This is a genomic window from Streptomyces atratus, assembly GCF_040655115.1.
GTDB lineage: Bacteria > Actinomycetota > Actinomycetes > Streptomycetales > Streptomycetaceae > Streptomyces > Streptomyces atratus_D.
Window position 1 is genome coordinate 34887 of sequence record NZ_JBFAJH010000050.1, and the last position, 18600, is coordinate 53486.

Genomic DNA, 18600 nt, shown 5'->3' on the forward strand with positions numbered 1-18600 from the left:
CACGACGGTCGGGGAATGGGGGAAGACCCCGGTGTCGTACCGGCAGGATCATGGGAACGGCGGGTGGTGCCGTTCGGTCCCGCTCGATCGTGGGGGCTGCGGGATCAGCCGTTCAGTCCCAGCAGGTCCAGCGACGGCCGGTGAATGATCTCTTCCACCGCGTCCGCGTCGAGCGGCGGCAGTCCGGGGATGCCGGGGATGCGGGCGATCTCCCGCAGCCCCTTCACCGAGTCGTCGACCGTCGTGAACGGGTAGTCGCTGCCGAACATCAGTTTGTCGAAGACCCCGTAGTCCTGGACCAGCCGAAGACTGTGCCAGAGCTGGAAGGGCCGGTAGTGCAGGGCGCTGATGTCCGCGTACACATGCGGGTGCTTGCGGATGACGGCGATGCACTCGCCTTCGAACGGGTGGCCGAGGTGGGCGAGGACCATCCGTAGTTCCGGGTGGCGGATGGCGACCGCGTCCAGGTGTCGGGGCATCGCCCATTCCAGCGGGGCGTTCGAGACGAACGTGGTACCGGTGTGGACGAGGAGCGGCAGGCCGTGCCGTTCGGCGTACCCGTACAGCTCGTCGTACTCCTGCGCCGCCGGGTCGAAGCCCGCGTACATCGGCATCAGTTTGATGCCGCGCAGGCCGAGCTCCTGGTGGCCGTGGCGGAGTTCGTCCTGCCAGCCGGGCTGGGTGGGGTCGAGCGAGAGGTAGCCGATCAGCCGGTCGGGGTGTGCTCCCGCGTACGAGGCCACGGCGGCGTCGTCGACCCAGAGTCCGCTGCGGCGGGCCTTGCCGCCGACGACGATCGTGCGGGTGCCCTCCGGTGCGGAGGCGGCGTACTCCTCCCACTTCACGGTCAGGTCGACCTCGCCCGCGTGGGCGCGGGCCGAGTCGGACTTGAACGGGTCGGTGAAGTCGTGGCTGTGCCGGAAGAGATGGGAGTGGACGTCGACGATCATGTCCGGTTCCGCTTCTCCCAGCCGTCCGCGAACATGTTCCAGAAGCGGTGGCTGGGTGGGTGTTCCTCGAAAACCTCGTCGACGAGTTCGACACCGATCCCCGGGGCGGTCGGCAGGCCGATGTGGCCGTCGACGATCGGGAGCGTGCCCTTGAGTGCGTCGAAGACGTACGGCTCCAGGAGCCCGTCGAAGGTTTCGAGGATCTTGAGGTTGGGGATTCCGAGCGTCGCGTGCACCGAGACCGTGGTGCAGAGCGGCGAGTTGGAGTTGTGCGGGGCGACGAGCATGCCGTGGGTATCGGCGATCGCGGCGAGCTTCCGCACCTCGGTGAAGCCGCCGGCCATGGAGAGGTCGGGCTGAATGATGTCGACGGCGTTCGTCGCGAAGAGCTGTTTGTACTCGTAGCGGTTGTGGAAGTGTTCGCCGCCGGAGATCGGGAAGGCGGCGCGCTGCCGCAGTTCCGCGTACCGCTCGATGTGGGTCCACGGCATCGGCTCCTCGAACCAGCCGATGTCGAACGGCTCCAGCTCGCGGACCAGCCGGGCGGCGGTCGGCATGGCGAACCGGGCGTGGCCTTCGATGAACAGGTCGACGTCCGGTCCGACGGTCTCGCGGACGGCGGCGACGAGGTCGATGGAGCGGCGGAGCTCGGCGCGCTCCAGCTCGTGGAGTCCGGGGCCGAACGGATCGAACTTCAGGGCGGTGAAGCCCTTCGCCACGGCCTCCTTCGCCTTGGCCGCGAAGGTCACGGGCTCGCGCTCGCCGGTGTACCAGCCGTTGGCGTAGACGCGTACCGTGTCGCGGCAGGCGCCACCGGTCAGGCGGTACGCGGGCACGCCGAGCGCCTTGCCCATCAGGTCGTACATCGCCTGGTCGAGGCCGGACAGGGCGATGCCGCCCATGTCGCCGCCGCGGAGGAAGTCGCCCTGGTAGACGCGGAGCCAGAGCTCCTCGATGTCGAACGGGTCGGCGCCGATGACGTGCCGCCGGGCGAGGGCCTCGGTGAGGGCGCAGACCTCACCGACCCGGTAGGGGTGGGTGATCTCGCCGATGCCGGAGAGGCCCTCGTCGGTGTGGACCCGCACGTAGCCGAAGTCGCGCCAGGAGGTGCCCAGCATCAGGGTCTCGACCCGGGTGATCCGTCCGGCGGGGCCGGCCGGGCGGGTGCGGTTCACGGTAAGCATCAGCGGGCTCCGCCCATGGTGGAGGTGTTCTCGAGGTCACGGGCGCCGCCCTCGGCGAGGACGGCCTTGACGGCGGCCTCGGTGCCCTCGATGAGGCGGTCGACGTCGGCGTCGGCGTGGGCGTAGCTGATGTGACTGCGCTTGAGGTTGAGCGGCAGCTCGAACAGGCCGTGGTCGAGGAGCCTCCGGCGGTAGCCGACGAACAGTGAGGCGTCGTTGTCGAGCAGGTCGGCGTAGGTACGGGGGGTCTCGCCCGGCATGAAGTAGCTGACGAAGACGGAGCCGTAGCCGGTGACGACGGCCGGGACCCCGAGGCGCTCGTACAGTCCGGTCAGCTCGGTGCGGACACGGTCACCGAGCCGGAAGACGTGCTCGTGGACCGGCTCCTCGCGGAGCTTGCGCAGGGTGGCGAGGGCGGCGGCGACGACGGACGGGTGTCCGTTGTACGTGCCGGCGAAGAAGGCGGGGGCGCCGGGGCGGGTGGAGAAGAGGTCCATCAGGTCGGCGCGGCCGCCGATCGCGCCGACGGGGGCGCCGTTGGCGATGGCCTTGCCGAGGGTGGTGAGGTCCGGGGTGATGCCGGAGATCTTCTGCCAGCCGCCGATGTCGTGGCGGAAGCCGGTGATGACCTCGTCGAAGATCAGGACGCTGCCGGCCTTCGTGGTCTCCTCGCGCAGGGTGGTGAGGAATTCCTGGAACGGCAGGAGCGCGCCGACGTTGTGCGGGACAGGCTCGACGATGACGGCGGCGATGTCGGAGCCGTGCTCGGCGAAGGCGCGGCGGACGGCGTCGCTGTCGTTGAACGGCAGGACGAGGGTGGCCTCGAGGACCTCGGGCAGGATGCCGGCGGAGATCGGGTCGTGGCCGCCGACCATCGAAGGGGCGGAGATGACATTGAGGCTGACCGAGTCGTGCCAGCCGTGGTAGCAGCCCTGGAACTTGACGACGAGGCGGCGGCCGGTGGCGGCGCGGGAGACGCGCAGCGCGTGGAACGTGGCCTCGCTGCCGGTGCTGGTGAGGAGGACCTTCTCGATCGACGGGATCAGCTCGGTGAGCTGTTCGGCAAGGAGGATCTCGCCCTCGGTGACGCCGACGCCCATGTGGCCGAGCATGGCGCCGGCCTCTGCGGTGGCGCGGGCCACGTCGGGGTCGTTGTGGCCGAGCAGCGGCGGCCCGAACGCCGAGTGGAAGTCGGTGTACTCGCGTCCGTCGGCGGTACGGAACCGTGCGCCGTCGGTCCCGGTGACGACCAGGTCGGTCAGTCCGGGAACGCTGCGCTGACCGCTGTTCACGCCGCCGGGTACGACCTGGCGGGCGCGCTCGGCGAGTCGGGCTCCGGATTCATTGCCTACCGGGCCTGAACTCATATCGCTTGCTCCTTGCGTCGAGAGTCGTCGGTTTTCGCAGGCCCTGCCCGGCCTGTGAGTCCCTGGCGCCATCCGCCCGGCAGTCGCCGCAGGAAGTGGTGGTCCGTGGTGCGTGATTCTTCGATGGTTCGATTCTTCCGAACACTGTTCTGTAGAGCAGAACAGTGCCTGGATATTACGTCCGACCCCGGTGCCGGTCAACCCCTTTCCGGCTCCGAAAGGCCCATTCCAGGCGGGTTCACCTCGCAGAGGGGTCCACTCAACCCGCGTGAGGGACTAGGCTGTTCTGCTATGAAGAACAGTGCTGCCCCAGAAGAACCGAAGTACTGGGTCAAGAGCGTGGCCAGGGCAGCGGACATCCTCGAAGCGCTCGCCGCCCCCGCACAGGGGAACGGCCTGAGCGTCACGGAGGTCGGCCAGGCCTGCTCCATCTCCAAGAGCGCCGCCTTCGGCATGCTCCAGACCCTGCGCGCGTACGGCCTCGTCTCGGACGACGGCGAAGGCATGAACCGCCGCTACCGGCTCGGCATGAGCCTGGCCCGGCTCGGCGACCGCGCACGGTCCCAGGTGTCCCTGCGCGGGGTCGCCCACCCCGTGCTGACGGAACTGACCAGGACCACCGGCATGGCCTCCCGGCTCGCCGTGCCCGAGGACGGCCATGCGGTCGTCGTGGACCAGGTCGAACTCGATCAGCGGGTCAGGCTCGATCTGCGGATGGGGCAGCGCGAGCTGCCGCACTGCACGGGCCTGGGCAAGGCGCTGCTCTCGGCGGTGCCGGAGAGCGAGGCCGCCGCGGTGATCGAACGGTTCGGACTGCCCCGGCGCACCTCCCGCACCATCACCGACCCGGCCACCTTCCTGTCGCATCTGCGCGACATCGCCCGGGCCGGCTACGCCCTGGACGACGAAGAGGACGCCGAGGGCATCATCTGCATCGGCGCACCGGTCTTCGACGACCGTTCGGTGTGCGCGGGGGCCATCAGCATCACCGGGCTCAAGCTCGGCCTGCCGGCCTGGCGCTACCAGGAACTGGGCGGTCAGGTCCGGGACGCGGCGCGGCGGATCAGTGTCTCGCTGGGCTGGGTCCCCGAAGAGGGCGACTCAACGGACCTCGACAGAACGCATTCCGACGGAATCAGCTCTTGACCGATCGGCTCCATCGGTCGTAGGTTCCCTGCCAACCCCGATGACATCCAGACGACATCGGCGATTTACCCCTTCCGGTCCGCTTCCGACGCCTGCCCACCGCGTCGTGAACGCCTGACGGCCGGACCCTTTTCAGCCATCCGCCTCATGGCAGTCCATCGCAGGAACGCTCCCTCATTCTCGGCACTTCTCGGAAGGCGAAGTCCGCATGAGCGTTCCGCACCACCACACCTCTGCCCAGTCCCGCCGCACGCTGCTGCGGGCTTCGGGTCTGGCCGGTCTGGTCATGGCCGGTTCGGCCGTGGCCACCGGCTCGGCGCAGGCCGCCGAACCGGCACTCGCCGGCGATGTGCAGCGTGTCGACACGGTCGCCGAGCTGCGCGCGCTGAACACGCAGCCGCTCGACGACGGCGCCCAGGTCCTGGTCGCCGGCTACCACGCCCCGGGCGACGGCGGCGCGATGGCCGTGCGCTGGGACAGGAAGGCCGGCACCGCCCACAACGGCGGGACTGTGATCGCGCCCGCCGGCGGGAAGCCCGGCCGCTGGGTCCAACTCCACAACGGGACCGTCGACTTCCGTACCTTCGGACACTTCGACACCGAGGAACCTGCCGACGCCGCTCTCGACGCGATGATCGCCGACACCTCGGTCCACCGCATCGAGGCCCACACCGACCTGCGCTTCACCCAGCGCCACCTGTGGAACCGATCCCGCATAGAACTCGACTTCGGCGGCCACCGCATGGTCACCGACGGCATCGAGAAGAACACCCACGACAACCCCTTCGGCGCCGTCCTCTCCTTCCGCGGCACCGTCACCGACACCGTGCACACCCACACCCTGGGTGCGGCGATGCCGGACCTCTCCGATCTCTTCGAGGTCGGCGACTCCGGGAAGTTCTCCGTCGGTCAGTGGTGGGCCGTGGAGATCAACGCCCTGTCGGGGAAGTACGAGAAGGAGATCCAGCGTCTCGTCCAGGTCACCGCTGTCGTCGACGCGACGCACATCCGGGTCGACTACCAGATCGGCTGGGACCTGGCAGCCGGCCGGACGCTCACCTGGACCCGGATCGAGCCCGTCGACCGCGCCCATGTCCGCAACCTCGTCTTCGAGGGCTGGGGCGAGGACGAGATGACCGGCTCGCACCCGGTCGCCTACGAGTACGCGGTGCGGTGCGACGTCTCCGGAATCGAGGCCGTCGGCACGTTCTGGCCGGTGGTGATGCGCCGCTGGTGCACGTACTACCGCACCGAGCAGTGCTCGCTGACCAACCCGAAGTCCGTCACCTACGGCGGCGCGGGCTATCTGACCCAGCAGATCTACTGCCTGTACGGGCATGTCGAGGACTGTCACACCTCCAACGCCCGCCATCTCAACGACTTCACGGCCTCCGCCTACTGCTACGTCACCAACTGCCACGGCGACGGCGACGACGAGGGACCGTTCGTGACGCACGGTCAGTTCGAGCACGACCTCGTCTACACGGGTAATTCCGGTCTGATGACGTTCGCCAACTCGGGCGCCGCCTGGGGCGGCCGGGCCAAGCGGATCACCGTACGCCGCCATGCCTGTTCCTGGTTCGTCGCCCGGGTGAAGATCACCGATCTGACGCTCGAAGACGTTCTGGTCATCGGCAAGAAGTCGCTCTCCGGCTCCGGAATGCTCTGGGTCAACGCCGACGGTGTGCAGCTGCGCGGGTGCACGGCGAGCGGGCCACTGATCATCTCCCAGGCGTCCACGCTCTCCGCCCGGCCCAATGTGATCGCCGACTCGGCGTTCACGTTCGCGGCGGGCGCCGAGGTCACCCAGGCCAATGTGGCCGCGCCGGTCACCCTCGCACGGACGACGCTGAACGGCGTCGACGGTGCGGTGTTCAACGGCGCCGGGTCGCTCGTCCTCGACCAGTGCGCCCTCACCGGCTCCAAGGACACCGCACCCGTCTCGCTCACGCACACCGACATCACCGTGACCGGCGGTGAACTCCGCAACACCGGACTGAAGTTGACCTCGGCCAAGGACCAGCGGCTGCGGATCGACGGCGCCCGGATCAACGGCACCAACAAGGACGGCGCGCTGCTGTCCCGTACCGGCAGCGGCCGCACCGTCGACTGGCAGCTGTCCGGTCTCGACTCGACCGCACCCAAGGACACCGCCCATGTGCTGATCGCCGAGGGCCCCAACCGCTACCGGGCGACCGGCTGCACCTTCACGGGCGGCCGGCTCGAACTGCGGCCCACGGCCTTCGCCGGCTCCGGAAGCCATCTGCTGCACACCGGCTGCGTCGAGGACGGCACCGAGCGCACCGCGCTGCCGGACGAGGGCGGCCGCGTCGCCCACACCGCGGCCACGCTGCGGTTCTGACCGCACCACCGAACCCACCCACGAGTCCCAGGGAACCCCCGTGTCCACGCATCCCCCGATCACCGGCCGGCCCGTCCGGGTCGCGCTCGTCGGCGCCGGCAACCGCGGTCTGACGTACGCCGAGTGGATCAAGGCGCACCCCGACCGCGCCGAACTCGTCGCCGTCGCCGACCCGCGCCCCACGGCGCGTGCCGCGGCGGGCGCGCCCGTGGAGTTCGACGACTGGCGGCCGCTCGTCGAGAACCGCATCGCGGACGCCGTCATCGTCGCCACCCAGGACCGCTTCCATGTGGAGCCGGTACTGGCCCTCGCCGAGGCCGGTTACGCGATCCTCGCCGAGAAGCCGCTCGCCCCGACCGAGGACGAGACCCGGAAGATCGTCGAGGGCGTCGAGCGGGCCGGGGTGCTCTTCGCGGTCTGCCACGTCATGCGCTACACGCCCTACACCGACCTGGTGAAGGAGGTCGTGGACTCCGGCGTGCTCGGGCAGCTCGTCTCCCTCGACCATCTGGAACCGGTCGGCTGGTGGCACTACGCCCACAGTTACGTACGCGGTCCCTGGCGCAGCGAGAAGGACTCGTCGCCGATGCTGCTCGCCAAGTCGTGCCACGACCTGGACTGGATCACGTACATCATGGGCGGCCGGATCGAGCAGGTCACCGGCTTCGGCGGACTGAAGCACTTCCGGCCGGAGAACGCCCCGGCCGGGTCCGCCGACCGCTGTCTCGACTGCGCGGTGGAGTCCGACTGCCCGTACAGCGCGCTGAAACTGTACATGCCGACGCTGCGCGAGAAGGGCGCGGTCTGGCCGGTCACCCATGTCACCGAGGCGACCGACGAGGCCGGGTTGGTGCAGGCCCTGCGCGAGGGTCCGTACGGCGTCTGCGCGTACCGCAGCGACAACGACGTGGTCGACCACCAGGTGCTCGCCATGCAGCTGTCGGGCGGGGTGACCGCCACCTTCCAGATGGTGGCGTTCACCGAGCAGACCCATCGGCAGACCCGCGTCTTCGGCTCGCACGGCTGGCTGCGCGGTGACGGCGAACGCGTCACCGTACAGGACTTCCGTACCGGCGAAACGACTGTCCACGAACTCGGCGTATCCGGTTCGAACGCCGCCGATGGGCACGGGGGTGGAGACGCCGCGCTGGTCGAGGCGTTCGTCACCGCCGTGGCCACCGGTGACGCCGGGGCCGTCCGCTCCGGTCCCGCCACGTCGCTCGGCAGCCATCTCGCGGCGTTCGCCGCCGAGCGCGCCCGGCACACCGGCACCGTCCAGGCGGTGCCGGCCACGTGACACCCCCTCACCCCCGCCCCACCCTCACGTCCTCGGAGGACCACCTCATGTCCCGTCTCCACACCCGCCGTTCCAGAGTCCGTGCCGTGGCCGCCCCCGTCCTGGCCACCGCGCTCGCCGCCGGTGTGCTCGCCGGCTGTTCCGGCAGCGGCAGCGACGACAACACCGTCACCATGTGGACCTACCCGGTCATCTTCGACGAGGCCAAGAACAAGGCGTACTGGGACGGCCTGGTCAAGGCGTTCGAGAAGAAGCACTCCGGCGTCACGGTGAAGGTGGAGACCTTCCCGTGGGCCAACCGCGACACCGCGCTGGCCACGGCGATCGCCTCCGGCAAGGGCCCGGACGCGGTCTACCTGATCCCCGACCAGCTGCCGAAGTACGCCAAGAGCATCGTCCCGGCCGACGACTACATGCCGGCCGACGCCACGTCGGACTACACGGACTTCGCGCTGAAGTCCGTCACGGTCGACGGCAAGGCACTCGCCAGCCCGATCCTGACCAGCGCCAACCCGCTGATCTGCGACAAGCGGGTGTTCGCCGCGATCGGCGAGAAGACCTACCCGACGAGCTGGGCGGAGCTCGAGGCGCTGGCGCCGAAGCTCAAGAAGAAGGGCTACTACGCCACCAGCTACAGCGGCGACACCCAGCAGACGCTGAACATGACGTTCTACCCGCTGCTGTGGCAGGCGGGCGGCGACGTCTTCTCCGAGGACGGCAGGACGGTCACCTTCAACGACGCGGCCGGGGTCAAGGCCCTGACGTACCTGAAGAAGCTCGTCGACGGCGGCTACACCGACAAGGACCTGGTCACGACCACGCCGAAGCTGGAGCAGACACCGGTCGCCAAGGGCAAGGTGGCGTGCACCTGGCAGAACACCCCAGCGGACGTCGAGCCGTTCTGGGGCAAGGAGAACATCGTCGTCCAGCCGCCGCTGAAGGAGGTCGAGTCGATCGGTTACGGCACCGTGGGCGCACTGTCCATGCTGAAGGGCGCCGACAAGAAGAACACCGGCGACTGGCTGAACTTCGTCGCCGAGTCGCAGAACGCGGCCGGTCTGCAGAAGGCCGCGGGCTACTTCCCGGCCCGTAAGTCCGGCGGCGACCTGTACCCGGACGACGCGCTCCAGACGGCGGTCGGCGCGACTCTGCCGAGCATGACCGTGGGCCCGCTGCACGACAAGGCCCGCGAGGTCCAGGGCGTGCTCGCGCCGGAGATCCAGGCGGCGCTGCTGGGCAGGAAGAGCCCGCAGGAGGCGCTGAACGCGGCGCAGAAGGCGGCGCAGGGAATGCTCGGCCGCTGAGCCGTGACGGGCGGGGCCGGTCCCCGCCCGTCACCACGGGGCGCGGCGCGCTCCGCACCGAAGCCCCGTCGGGGGTCCGGAGCCACGAACCCGGACCCCCGGCGGACACCCCCGAGCCGCAGCACCGCACCACCGCCGGCGCGGGCCCGGAGAGATCGCCCCGCACCCCGTACAGCACCACCGGCACCACCCCCGCGCCACAGCCGGCCCCGCCCGGCACCGGCACACCCCCGCACCACCGGTACGGTTCCGCGCCACCCCATGCGGAACACCCGCGCAGCCCCCCGCAGGGGCCTCGCACCCACCGCAATTCCCTCGTCCCGCAAGGAGATCCCCGTGGCAGTCGTCGCGGAACCCACCCGCCGGGGCCGTCGCAGCGGGCCGCAGGCGCGCCGCGAGGCCCGGATCGGCCTGCTCTTCGTCCTTCCGTGTTTCCTGCTGTTCCTCGCCTTCCGGTTCGGTCCCGGCGTGGCCGGTGTGCTGATGAGCTTCACCGACTACTCCCTGACCGGCGGCGGCAGCTTCATCGGGCTCGACAACTTCACCCGCCTCTGGGACGACCCGCTGTTCTGGCAGGCGCTGAAGGTCACCGTCCTCTACACCGTCCTCGCCGTGCCCGGCACGCTCATCGCGTCCGTGTCCCTGGCGCTGATCACCCGCCGTGCGTTCCGCGGCGCCAGGTTCTTCCGTTCGGTGTTCTTCCTGCCGGTCGTCACCTCGCTGGTACTGGCCGCGACCGTCTTCGTCTGGATCTTCTCGACCGGCGGCCCGTGGTCGACCCTGATGGGCTGGTTCGGGATGTCCGAAGGCTCCTGGCTCTCCGACGACGTCCTCGTCCTGCCCGCGCTCGCGATCGTCGGCGTCTGGTCCCGCTTCGGTTACGGGATGCTGATCCTCCTCGCCCGGATGCAGGACATCCCCCGGGAACTGGAGGAAGCCGCGCTCACCGACGGCGCGGGCCCCTGGCAGCGCTTCCGGTACATCGTGCTGCCGCAGCTCAAACCCGCTCTGTTCTTCCTCGCCGTGATCGAGACGACGGCCTCGTTCCAGGTCTTCGACGCCGTCTACACCATGACGGGCGGCGGGCCGGCCAACGCCAGCTACACGCTCGTCTTCCAGCTCTACGACGCGGGCTTCAAGTACTTCGACCTGGGTTACGCCTCCGCCATCGGCGTCGCACTGTTCGTGCTGACGGTGGTGGTCGCCGTGATCCAGCGGCTCGTGATCGGGAAGGACCAGTGACCATGACCGCAACACCTGTGGAGACCGAGAAGAAGGCGCCCGCACCCCAGGCGCCCGCCGGACCCGACCGGGCCGCCCGCCGCGCCGAACGCAAGCAGCACAAACTGTCCGAGCAGGACACCGTCCCGCACGGCATGCGCGCCACCCCGGCCGGCCGGATCGCCCGCGGCTTGCTGCTGACGGCGGCCGCGATCGTGACGATCTTCCCCTTCTACGCGATGGTCGTGCTCTCCCTGAAGCCGTCCGCTGCGGTCGAGTTCCCCGGCAGCCTGCTGCCCTGGCCGCTGACCGGCGAGGCGTACGACACCGTCATGAACGCCCAGGACGTGCCGCGCTGGCTGGTCAACACCCTGGTCTACTCCGTCGTCTCGGTCGTCGGCGTGCTGCTGCTCGCCTCGCTCGCCGGGTACGCCTTCGCCAAGAAGCGGTTCCCCGGCCGGGAGACCATGTTCTGGTCGTTCCTGTCGATGGTGATGGTCCCCTACCACGTCACGATGATCCCGACCTTCGCGATGATCGCGAAGCTCGGCGGAGTCGACACGTACTGGGGTCTGATCGTGCCGACCCTGGCCAACGCCCAGGCGGTCTTCCTCATGCGGCAGTTCATCCAGGGACTGCCCGACGAACTCTTCGAAGCGGCACGCCTCGACGGCTGCAACGAGTGGCAGATCTTCCACCGGATCGTGCTGCCGCTGCTGAAGCCGATCCTCGCCACGCTCGGCGTGTTCGTCTTCCTGTGGCACTGGAACGACTTCCTCTGGCCGCTCGTCATCGGCCAGTCCACCGATATGCGCACCCTCACCGTCGGCATCGCCTCGCTCCAGCAGCAGAACGTGCCGCTCAATGTGGTGCTCTCCGGCTCCGTCATCGCGTTCGTGCCCATCTTCGCCGCGTACATGGTGGGTCAGCGCTACTTCACCGAGGGCGTCACCGCGTCCGGAATCAAGGGATAGCCACGCATGTTCACCGATGAGGCCGCTCTCGAAGAGCGGCTCGCCACCCCCTCCCCCGCGCTCGTCGCCGACCTCGGCCGCCTCGAAGGCGATCTGCTGGTCCTCGGCGCGGGCGGCAAGATGGGCCCCAGCCTGTGCCGGCTGGCCCGGCGTGCGCTGGACGCCGCCGGACGTACGGACACCACGGTGTACGCCGTGTCCCGCTGGTCGGACAGGTCCGCCGCCGAGGAACTCGAGGGAGCAGGGGTCCGTACCGTCGCCTTCGATCTGATGGACCCGGCCGCCGATCTGGCGGAGCTGCCCGACGCCGGAAACGTCGTCTTCATGGTCGGCGCCAAGTTCGGCTCGGCCGGGGCGCCTTCACACGCCTGGGCGGTGAACGCCGCCATGCCGGACCGGGTGGCACGCCGCTGGTCCGGGTCGCGGATCGCGGCGTTCTCCACCGGCAATGTGTACCCGCTGGTGCCCGTCTCCTCCGGCGGCTGCACCGAGACCGACCCGGTCGGGCCGGTCGGCGAGTACGCCATGTCCTGCCTGGGCCGTGAGCGGATCTTCGGCCACGCCGCGCTGACCCGCGGCACGTCGGTCGCCATCATCCGCCTCAACTACGCGGTCGACCTGCGCTACGGCGTTCTCGCCGACATCGCCTACCGCGTGCAGGCGGGCGAGCCCGTGGATGTGACGACCGGTCATGCGAACGTGGTGTGGCAGGGGTACGCCAACGAGGTCGCGCTGCGCTCGCTGCTGCACGCCACCGACGGCCAGGCGTTCACCCTCAACCTCACCGGCCCCGAGACCGCCTCGGTGCGCCGGATCGCCGAGTGGTTCGGCACCGAGTTCGGCCGGGAGCCGGTGTTCGAGGGCGAGGAAGCATCGACGGCGCTGCTCTCCGACGCCAGCCGCTGTCATGCTCTCTTCGGCTACCCGGACGTCACCCTGCGCACGCTCGTCGAATGGCAGGCCGACTGGCTGCGCCGCGGGCTGCCACTGTCCGGCAAACCCACCAAGTTCCAGGTCCGTGACGGAAGGTTCTGATCCACTCCATGTCCACTCCCTCCACCGCGGCCACGGCCACGCCCTCCCTCGACGCGCTCGCCCGGGGGGCGGTGATCCCCGCCCACCCGCTCGCACTGCACGCCGACGGTACGTTCGACGAGCGGCGTCAGCGTGCGCTGACCCGCTACTACCTGGCGTCCGGGGCCGGCGGTGTCGCCGTCGCCGTGCACACCACCCAGTTCGAGATCCGGGAGCCCGGGATCGGTCTCCTGGGGCCGGTACTCGAACTCGCCGCCGAGACCATCGACGCCGAGGCGGGCCGCCCGTTCATCAAGGTCGCCGGCACCTGCGGCTACACCGCGCAGGCCGTCACCGAGGCCGAGACCGCCGCCGCGCTCGGCTATGACGCCGTGCTGCTCAGCCCGGCCGTGCCGGGCGCCGACGAGAAGGGTCTGCTGGAGCGGGCCCGCGCGGTCGGCGAGGTGCTGCCCGTGATCGGCTTCTACCTCCAGGAGGCCGTCGGCGGGCGCTATCTCTCCCCGGCGTTCTGGTCGGCCTTCACCGATCTGCCGTCCACGGTCGCCGTGAAGGTCGCTCCGTTCGACCGGTACCGCACCGCGGATGTCGTACGGGCGGTGGCCGCCGCCGACCGCGCCGACGAGGTGGCGCTCTACACCGGCAACGACGACGACATCATCGGTGACCTGCTCACCCCGTACGAGACGGCGAACGGCACGCGGCGCTGGTTCGCGGGCGGGCTCCTCGGCCAGTGGGCCGTATGGACGAGCTCCGCCGCCACCCTCCTCGACGACGTCCGCGCGGCCCGCGCCGGCGACCACGCGGCGATGGTGCGCTGCCTGGCCCGCCGCTCCGAGCTGACGGACGCCAACAGCGCGGTCTTCGATGTCCGCGGCGCGTTCCGCGGCTGCATCGCCGGCGTGCACGAAGTGCTGCGCCGACAGGGCCTGTTGGCGAACATCCGGTGCCTGGACCCGGCCGAGACGCTCTCCCCCGGGCAGGCGGACGAGATCACCCGGGTGGCCACCGCCTACCCTTGGCTGACCGATGACGCCTTCATTGCGGAGCACCTCGATGCCTGGCTCTCCTGACCGCCCCCGGGTCGTCGTCGCCGTACCGCCCCGGCTGCGCGCCCAGTTCTTCACCGGCGCGGTCTGGCAGGAGCTGGCACGCGCGGCGGAACTGACCGTCCTCGACGAGCACTCCGACCGGGCGGCGGTGGCAGCGGCGCTGCCCGGCGCCCGCGCGCTGATCCTCTCCTGGCGCGCCCCCAAGGTCGACGCCGAACTCCTGGCGGCGGCCGACCGGTTGGAGCTCGTGGCGCACACCGGCTCGGCCGTCGCCCCCTACGTCACCGCAGAGGTGTTCCGGCGCGGGATCCGTGTCACCCAGGCCGGGGACGAGATGGCCCGGCCGGTCGCCGAGGTCGCACTCGCCTTCACCCTGTCGCTGCTCCACCGCATCCACCGCTTCGACCACGCGCTGCGGGGCGGCGCCGACTGGGCGGCGGCGAGCGAGGCCCCGCCCCGCCACGAGATCCACGGCAGCGGCATCGGGGTGATCGGCGCGTCCCGTACCGGGCGGGCGTACATCGCGATGGTGCAGGCGATGGGCGCGCGGGTCTCCGTCACCGACCCGTTCCTGTCCGAGGCGGACGCCAGGGCGCTCGGCGTGGAGTCCGTCCCTCTGGACACACTGCTGTCACGCAGCCGGATCGTGGCCGTGCACGCGCCGGTGACGGAGGAGACCCATCGGATGGTCGGCGCCGGACAGCTGGCGCTGATGCCGGACGGGGCGGGCCTGGTGAACACGGCCAGGTCATGGCTGGTCGACGAGGACGCGCTGCTCGCCGAGTTGCGGTCGGGCCGGCTCGATGCGGCGATCGATGTGTTCGACGCCGAGCCGCTGCCGTCGGACCACCCGTTCCGCGCCCTGCCGAATGTGCTGCTGACCCCGCATCAGGCAGCGGGCAGTGTCGAGTGCCGGCAGCGGCTCGGTGCCAGTGCCGTCGGCGAGGTGCTGCGGCTGCTGGCCGGGCAGCCCCCGGCCCACGCCGTCACCGTCGACGCCCTGACCCGCCTGCACTGATCCACCGCGCCATCCCCCTCACCTTTCAGGAGAGTTCCCATGCGCCTGATGCGCATCGGCGAGCCGGGCCACGAGCGTCCGGTCCTCGTCTGCCCCGAAGGCCGTCACTACGACCTGTCGGGCGTCACCGACGACATCGACGGCGCGTTCCTCGCCGCGCTCACCGAGAAGCCGCACCTGATCCCCGCCGAGCCGAAGCTCCCGGAGACCGATGTCGCCGGGGAGCGGATCGGCGCGCCCGTCGCCCGTCCGCACGCGCTGCTCTGCATCGGCCAGAACTACGCGGCCCATGCCGTGGAGTCCGGGTCCGAGCCGCCCGAGCAGCCGATCCTCTTCTACAAGTCGCCGAACACCATCGTCGGCCCGTACGACGACGTCCTCATCCCGCGCGGTTCGAAGAAGACGGACTGGGAGGTGGAGCTGGCCGTCGTCATCGGCCGCCGCGCCGCCTACCTGGACTCACCCGCCGACGCCGCCTCGTACATCGCCGGTTACGCCGTCAGCAACGACGTCTCGGAACGCGCCTTCCAGCTGGAGGAGTCGGGTGGCCAGTGGTCCAAGGGCAAGAGCTGCGCCACGTTCAACCCGCTGGGCCCGGTGCTGGTGACGGCCGACGAGGCCGGCGACCCGCAGCAGCTGCGGCTGCGCAGTTACGTCAACGGGAAGCCTCGACAGGACTCCAGCACCGCGGACATGATCTTCAGCGTGGCGCATCTGGTGCACCATCTGTCGCAGTATCTGGTGCTGGAGCCCGGGGACGTCATCAACACCGGTACACCGCAGGGCGTGGCGTTGTCCGGCCGCTTCCCGTACCTGGGACCGGACGATGTGATGGAGGTCGAGATCTCCGGCCTGGGCCGGCAGCGCAGCGTCTGCCGGCCCGCGTGACGCCGCTCAGTCCTCCGGGAGTTCGACCGGGGCGATGTCGTCGAAGACATCCCCGGGGCCGGGGTTCGTCGCGTCCGTGGCACCGCCGAAGTGGTGCATCACACCCCAGACGGCGTTGAGCGCGGTCTGCACGGCACCCTCGGCCCACCCGGCCGTCCAGGAGATGTCGTCGCCCGCGAGGAAGAGCCCCCGCTTGTCGGCGGGCAGCCGGTCCTGCATGAAGTGGGTGAACAGCCGCCGCTGGTAGCGGTAGTGGCCCGGCAGGTTGGCCTTGAACGCGCCCATGAAATAGGGCTCGTTCTCCCAGGAGACGGTCACCGGGTTGCCGATGATGTGCTTCCTGATGTCGACGCTCGGGTAAATCTCGCCGAGCGACTTCAGCATCACTTCCATGCGCTCGTTCGGGGAGAGCGGCAGCCACTTCAGACTGTCGTCGCACCAGGTGTACGAGAGGCAGATGACGGCCGGCTTGTCGGGCCCGTCGTCGAGAAGGTACGTGCCCCGGGTCATCCGGTCGGTGAGCGTCATCGACATGGTGTCGCGCCCGGTGGGAACCCCCCTGCCGTCGACGGCCTTGTCCAGCCAGAACGGCCGGTCGACGGGGACGAACAGCTTCGACGACTCCATGTAGTGGGTCCGTTCCATCGCCGTCCAGTGGTCGATGGGGAACAGCTCGTCGTCGCAGGCGATCTTGGAGAGCAGCAGCCAGGACTGCCCGGTGAAGATCGCCGCCCGGAAGGTGCGGATGTCGCCGGTCGCGTCGGTGACGGTGATCCGGTTCCCGGCGGTGCGGTGCAGCCGGGTCACGGCGGGACGGGGCTCCCCGTCGTGCAGCAAGGACAGCGAGGTACCGAGCGGCCAGTGCACGATCTTCTGCGGCTCGCGGTCCCAGAGCCGCAGCGGGAGCTGCTGGCTGCCGCCGACGATGCCGCGGTGGTGGTCGTCGGCCTCGGTGTAGACGACCCGCAGGATCTCCAGGATGGAGTTGGGGAAGTCGGTGTCCCAGCCACCGGTGCCGAACCCGACCTGGCCGAAGATCTCACGGTGCCGGAACGACTTGAAGGCGTCGGAGGCGCAGAGGAAGCCGTAGAAGGTCTGGTTGTCGAGCTTCTCGACGAGCCTCGCCCAGATCTCCCGGATCCGCGGGACGTCGCGCTCGCGCATCGCCCGGTTCATGTCGGAGAAGTCGGCGCCCTCCTCCAGACAGGCGTTCCAGGCGTCCATCACGTCGCGGTAGACCTGCGGCAGGTCGTCGATCGTCTCCGCGTAGTGCGACTCGCCCTTGAGGTCGACGACGGTCGACGGGGTGGTCGGCGCGAGCGGGTTGGGGAACGGGCTGGTCTCCAGGCCCACCAGGTCGATGTAGTGCTGCAGCGCCGTGGACGACGGCGGGAAGCGCATCGCGCCCATCTCGGCGGTCAGCGAGGGGTCGCACCCGTCGAAGCCGACGGTGCGCAGCCGCCCCCCGATCTGATCCGCCTCGTAGACGACGGGCTTGAGGCCCATCTTCATCAGTTCGTACGCGGCCACGATGCCGGAGAGCCCGCCGCCGATGACCGCCACCTCGGCGCCGTGCTCGGTCGCCGGTATCTGCCCGAGCCCCGCGGGGTGCGCCAGGAAGTCGTCGTACGCGTAGGGGAAGTCCGGACCGAACATGATGATCGGCGGCTGCGCGTCGGTGTGCTGGACGGCGTTGGGCACCGTGGACGTCATGGGGTGGGGACTCCTTGCGAGGGCAGGGGAAGAGAGGGGCGCGGTGGACTCAGACGAGGGAGCCGTACAGGCCGGGGCGGCGGTCGCGCAGATACGGGTTGGCGGCGCGGGACGCACTCAGGAACTCCGGGTCGACCTCGCCGAACACGAGCTCCTCGCCGCGTCCGGCGCGGGTGCGGACCGCGCCGTCGGGGCCGGCCAGACAGCTCAGTCCGACGAACTCGAACTCGCCTTCCGGGCCGGTCCTGTTGACGTACGCGACATACATCTGGCTCTCGAAGGCGCGGACCGGCACAAGGGACTCGGGTACGAACTGGAAGGGGTGCATCTGCGCGGTCGGCACCAGCAGCAGGTCGGTGGCGGCGAGTGCGTGCGCCCGTACGTTCTCCGGGAACTCGACGTCGTAACAGATCATGATCCCGATGCGCACGCCGTCGAGCTCGGCCTGGACGACGGTCTGCTCGCCGGGTGTGAACCACTGCTGCTCGAAGCAGCCGAAGAGGTGGGTCTTGCGGTAGTTGGCGAGCCGGGTGCCGTCGGGACCGATCAGCTGCGCGGAGTTGAAGATCAGCTCGTCCGCGCGCTCCGGGTACCCGTAGAGGACCGCGAGCCCGTGCCGCACGGCGATGGAGGCGACCGTCCGCGCGGACGCGCCGTCGGCGGGCTCGGCCAGCCGGGGTACGTCGTCGCCGATGGCGTACCCGGTCAGGAACAGTTCGGGGCAGACGAGCAGCCGCGCCCCGGCGGCTGCCGCGCGCTCTGCCGCCTCGTCGAGTGTCTTGATGTTCTCGGCCACCGAGCCCGGACGTCCGGAGCTCTGGAGCAGGGCGGTGCGCAACGGCGGCATGGCTGACCTCGGGCAGTGCGGGCGGGGCGGGGACGTATAGACGGTACGGGCCGGTAATCCCGCCGGACAAGGCGCGAGCGTTGCGCGCCGACCGTCGATCCATTGCGCAATTCGCCTGTCCGGCGGTGATTCGTTGCGTGGAGCGTCTCCGCAGGTCAGCGATCCAGCGCACCTTCGGTGCGCGCCGGGGGCGTGGTAAATCCCGTGGCGCGCGCCGGGGGTGCTTCTGTCTGCCCTGACGTGGG

Annotated in this window: 15 protein-coding genes; 10 read left to right on the forward strand and 5 right to left on the reverse strand. The window is 70.0% G+C overall.

Features of this window, described 5'->3' with window-relative positions; genetic code table 11:
• Window positions 1-104: 104 nt before the first annotated feature.
• From AB0I23_RS33855 to AB0I23_RS33865, 3 genes are read right to left on the reverse strand one after another with little or no spacing between them, the layout of a single operon-like run.
• A complete protein-coding gene (locus AB0I23_RS33855; protein WP_359115217.1) occupies window positions 105-950 on the reverse strand; it encodes an amidohydrolase family protein in 846 nt (281 codons plus the stop codon).
• Entirely contained in the window at window positions 947-2134 is a 1188-nt protein-coding gene (locus AB0I23_RS33860) for a mandelate racemase/muconate lactonizing enzyme family protein (RefSeq protein ID WP_359115220.1), read from the reverse strand. Before AB0I23_RS33860 ends, AB0I23_RS33855 begins: the two co-directional genes overlap by 4 nt.
• Window positions 2134-3501 (reverse strand): aspartate aminotransferase family protein, encoded by a 1368-nt coding sequence (locus tag AB0I23_RS33865; RefSeq protein ID WP_359115222.1) that lies wholly within the window; start codon window positions 3499-3501, stop codon window positions 2134-2136. The genes AB0I23_RS33860 and AB0I23_RS33865 overlap by 1 nt, the downstream gene beginning before the upstream one ends.
• A 291-nt stretch (window positions 3502-3792) precedes the next feature.
• On the opposite strand from AB0I23_RS33865, the gene AB0I23_RS33870 reads away from it, so the two are divergent.
• The 10 genes from AB0I23_RS33870 (at window position 3793) to AB0I23_RS33915 (ending at window position 15795) form a co-directional block, all read left to right on the forward strand.
• Window positions 3793-4647 carry an IclR family transcriptional regulator gene (locus AB0I23_RS33870; RefSeq protein WP_359115225.1) on the forward strand — a complete coding sequence of 285 codons (855 nt, stop codon included), beginning with the start codon at window positions 3793-3795 and terminating at the stop codon, window positions 4645-4647.
• A gap of 208 nt (window positions 4648-4855) precedes the next feature.
• Entirely contained in the window at window positions 4856-7009 is a 2154-nt protein-coding gene (locus tag AB0I23_RS33875) for a peptidase C14 (RefSeq protein ID WP_359115227.1), read from the forward strand.
• A gap of 40 nt (window positions 7010-7049) precedes the next feature.
• Entirely contained in the window at window positions 7050-8306 is a 1257-nt protein-coding gene (locus AB0I23_RS33880) for a Gfo/Idh/MocA family protein (RefSeq protein WP_359115230.1), read from the forward strand.
• A gap of 47 nt (window positions 8307-8353) precedes the next feature.
• Window positions 8354-9610: an extracellular solute-binding protein gene (locus AB0I23_RS33885; protein ID WP_359115233.1), complete on the forward strand. Its 1257-nt coding sequence runs from the start codon at window positions 8354-8356 to the stop codon at window positions 9608-9610.
• A 336-nt stretch (window positions 9611-9946) separates the two neighbouring features.
• Entirely contained in the window at window positions 9947-10852 is a 906-nt protein-coding gene (locus AB0I23_RS33890) for a carbohydrate ABC transporter permease (protein ID WP_266988015.1), read from the forward strand.
• A gap of 2 nt (window positions 10853-10854) precedes the next feature.
• Complete coding sequence (locus AB0I23_RS33895) at window positions 10855-11805, forward strand: carbohydrate ABC transporter permease (protein ID WP_436847043.1); 951 nt, start codon at window positions 10855-10857, stop codon at window positions 11803-11805.
• A gap of 6 nt (window positions 11806-11811) precedes the next feature.
• Window positions 11812-12840 (forward strand): NAD-dependent epimerase/dehydratase family protein, encoded by a 1029-nt coding sequence (locus AB0I23_RS33900; protein WP_359115236.1) that lies wholly within the window; start codon window positions 11812-11814, stop codon window positions 12838-12840.
• Between the two features lie 8 nt (window positions 12841-12848).
• Window positions 12849-13910 carry a dihydrodipicolinate synthase family protein gene (locus tag AB0I23_RS33905; protein ID WP_359115238.1) on the forward strand — a complete coding sequence of 354 codons (1062 nt, stop codon included), beginning with the start codon at window positions 12849-12851 and terminating at the stop codon, window positions 13908-13910.
• On the forward strand, window positions 13894-14907 hold the full coding sequence (locus tag AB0I23_RS33910) for a hydroxyacid dehydrogenase (protein WP_359115241.1): 1014 nt from the start codon (window positions 13894-13896) through the stop codon (window positions 14905-14907). Before AB0I23_RS33905 ends, AB0I23_RS33910 begins: the two co-directional genes overlap by 17 nt.
• 39 nt (window positions 14908-14946) lie before the next feature.
• Window positions 14947-15795: a fumarylacetoacetate hydrolase family protein gene (locus AB0I23_RS33915; RefSeq protein WP_359115244.1), complete on the forward strand. Its 849-nt coding sequence runs from the start codon at window positions 14947-14949 to the stop codon at window positions 15793-15795.
• A 6-nt stretch (window positions 15796-15801) separates the two neighbouring features.
• On the opposite strand, the gene AB0I23_RS33920 is transcribed toward AB0I23_RS33915, so the two are convergent.
• Together AB0I23_RS33920 and AB0I23_RS33925 are read right to left on the reverse strand one after the other, a co-directional pair.
• Complete coding sequence (locus tag AB0I23_RS33920) at window positions 15802-17508, reverse strand: flavin monoamine oxidase family protein (RefSeq protein ID WP_359115247.1); 1707 nt, start codon at window positions 17506-17508, stop codon at window positions 15802-15804.
• 49 nt (window positions 17509-17557) lie between these two features.
• On the reverse strand, window positions 17558-18355 hold the full coding sequence (locus AB0I23_RS33925; protein WP_359115250.1) for a carbon-nitrogen hydrolase family protein: 798 nt from the start codon (window positions 18353-18355) through the stop codon (window positions 17558-17560).
• Window positions 18356-18600 lie beyond the last annotated feature (245 nt).